Consider the following 2,836-nt stretch of genomic DNA (forward strand, 5'->3'; position numbering starts at 1 on the left):
GGGGTATTTTTTCAACTGCTCAGCTCAGGGCACCCCCCGCACAGCGGGTCCCCCCTCATCTGCCCAGTTGTAATTGAAATTGATAGGTTTATCAGGAGGCATTTAAATTTTTTCTGAACAAATGAGATGATCACGTGCGTTAATTAACTGCGTTGATTTGATACCCGACCATATCTAACCATCAAACCCACTCGTTAATTTTGATCCAATATTTAGATCCTCTGGAATGTCTCCAACGCTCCGCGTTAATCTGGCGCTAAGTTCCGACGAACGGCAAACCGCCAGTACGTAATATTTGAATCAATTATTACGTTCCAGCCAAAGTTTTACGTAATTCCATTTCCCATAATTCGGTTTATGTTACGGGCCTATCACAACGTTCGTTGCTCAGGTGCAGTCTGCGCTACGCTATTTTGCAGACTGCAAAACCACAAACGCCCCGCTAGTTTGATATTTTAGCGGGGCGCTTTCTCAACATAATGCCGTGATTCAATTATGGGATATGAAATTACACGGAAAATAAATACCGTTTTAATCGATACATTTTTTCAAACGACCTGTTTTTAAATCACGTGCCATTGCTGGAATGAAATCAGGATTCTCAATTAAAAACTCAACCATCTGTTTAATTTCACATTCACACCTATCTGGTAGCCATAGCGTGCGTTTAGACAACCCGCGATTTTTCATCGTTAATTCATAACGTTGGTTTCTAGTCAAACCGTCACCAGTGACAGGTGCTGATTTTTTATCCATGCTCACCACCCGACATATTGTTAGCAACTGGCATACTCTCACTCGGCATGACATCAATACGCGGCGAATCACATGTAATGTAGTCATGGTACGTGTCCTTGAATGACACCTCAATCATGCACTCAGAGCGGACCATTACATCATAACCAGCCAAATATAAATCGCGCAGACTCATTTCGAATATGAGCTGCCCATTCTGAGACGCCCCAATCCAATAGTTTTTTACAATCGTTCCTCGATCTGTGTACTCAGAAAACCCATTGATATGCAAAGCAACTTTATGGAATGGATGCGCCGCACGCGGCGGTTCTGGACGTTGTTCATAAATAGTTGGCCGTATAGACTCGTTTTGCACAGGCATCTGTTGAACTGACGCAACAACATTTGGATTTTGGGGCTGTTGAAATTGCGCTAGCACTGTTTGCTGTTGTGCAACAGGTTGCTGCGCCTGTTGAATTGTTTCAATTTTCGGCTCTGCTGTTGTTTCAACTGATTTATTTTTGGGTTCGGTATTAATCGCTGAAATTAATATAAACAAAAAAACACCTAACATGATGGCCGAGCCTTTCATATACCAATTATCCCACCACTTTTTAATATCCTCAGATGAATCCTCCGTAATAGACTTCTCTGATTTTGTATGTGATTTGTAAAATGGAAACCAACGAGACTCATATTCGCGCTCAACCGTATTAACCACCGTTGAATTTGATGAACTGCCACCATTATGTATTTTTAAAACATATTTATCTGGCTGGCCCAAGAACGACTTTTTAATGCATCGGTAATGATTATCCACTAAATCACGTATATCACGATGTATTTTTCTAAAATGTTGTGTCATCAAATAGATGTCAAAACCATATTGACGATGCAAGCTATAAAACTCTAAAGTGCGTTTATCAGTCCCACCAGTAGGCAAACACAAATGCGCCTCATCAATAAAAAATGCACATCGCTGTCCCTGCTCATTTTGCCAATCATCAAACTGATGATAATGCTCGACACGAGAGAACGGACGCTCACCGCCAAAATCATGCCAGTTACCATCTACATAGTGAATCAATTCACGGCAATGCTCCCCATACACAGAACAGATTTTTTCTATGTTTAACGGTATGTTAGTGACAATTTTCCGTTTTTTCTGCGTAACCATTGGAATGATATGATTCACTACACATTCGTATGATTTACCCGCACCTGTCCTCCCTGAAAACCCATGTATCATAATTAACTCCCTAATCTAACAAATGGAATTAGTTGTAATAAAAATCGAATTGTTAACGCAGAGATGATCATACCTGTTGCCTGCCCTAGCCCTGACGCAGATGCAAAATACGCAGCAGATGGTGGAATAGAATTAATATAACTAGACACGTCTAGGCCATCAAACAAGGACCCCAACCCATTTAATATAACAATCGTCAAATCTAAAAATGACTCCATCAACCAATATAATAAATCACGAAACATTTCATAAAACGTGAGCAATATAGAATACATAAACATTTTTGCATCCTCCCACGTTTGAGCAAACCACGACAACATATCAACCCCCAAAAACTATTGCACGACACAAAAACGCTGCACTAATTAAAATAACAATCCGTATAAATGCCATAACATTGGCATCAGGTAATGGCACATCTAAACAGCCAAAGTTCATATTTTGACCGAGATTGAAACACATTTGAGTATTTGGCATAGATCCATTACCTGTATATCTGAACTGTTTAATAAATAACGCTGCATCAGTGTTTTTTAATTGCTCTGATTTCTCGTCCCAAATGCCAGCAAAACCGTCCTCGTATTCAGTCTCAAAAAAACTACTGGCATTAGCTGGGTCAAACTCTGTGACCTCGCCTGTATTATTGAGTGACCCTAAAATCTGCTCTAATAACTCAATAATTTTGCCGTCACCATCACATGTTTCACCCTCTGGACATTCATCGCCATCACCCGAATCACCACCACCGCCGCCGCCTCCACCGCCGCTATCATCATTATCATCACTGTCGTCACTATCATCACCATCACCCGAATCACCGCCACCGCCGCCACCATCTTGACCATCAGAGCC

4 protein-coding genes are annotated in these 2,836 nt (G+C 41.0%); all 4 read right to left on the reverse strand.

All coding sequences use genetic code 11. The features are described from left to right. Positions 1-531: 531 nt before the first annotated feature. Positions 532-756 (reverse strand): hypothetical protein, encoded by a 225-nt coding sequence (locus BET10_RS00020; RefSeq protein ID WP_240503608.1) that lies wholly within the window; start codon positions 754-756, stop codon positions 532-534. Then, positions 749-1,984 (reverse strand): zonular occludens toxin domain-containing protein, encoded by a 1,236-nt coding sequence (locus BET10_RS00025; RefSeq protein ID WP_070982776.1) that lies wholly within the window; start codon positions 1,982-1,984, stop codon positions 749-751. Before BET10_RS00025 ends, BET10_RS00020 begins: the two co-directional genes overlap by 8 nt. 2 nt (positions 1,985-1,986) lie before the next feature. Beyond that, a complete protein-coding gene (locus BET10_RS00030) occupies positions 1,987-2,265 on the reverse strand; it encodes a DUF2523 family protein (RefSeq protein WP_240503609.1) in 279 nt (92 codons plus the stop codon). A gap of 40 nt (positions 2,266-2,305) precedes the next feature. Next, on the reverse strand, positions 2,306-2,836 hold a 531-nt coding region (locus BET10_RS21370), incomplete at its 5' end, for a hypothetical protein (protein WP_205987513.1).

Origin of the sequence: Pseudoalteromonas amylolytica (genome assembly GCF_001854605.1) — a bacterium.
GTDB classification, from domain to species: Bacteria; Pseudomonadota; Gammaproteobacteria; order Enterobacterales; family Alteromonadaceae; genus Pseudoalteromonas; species Pseudoalteromonas amylolytica.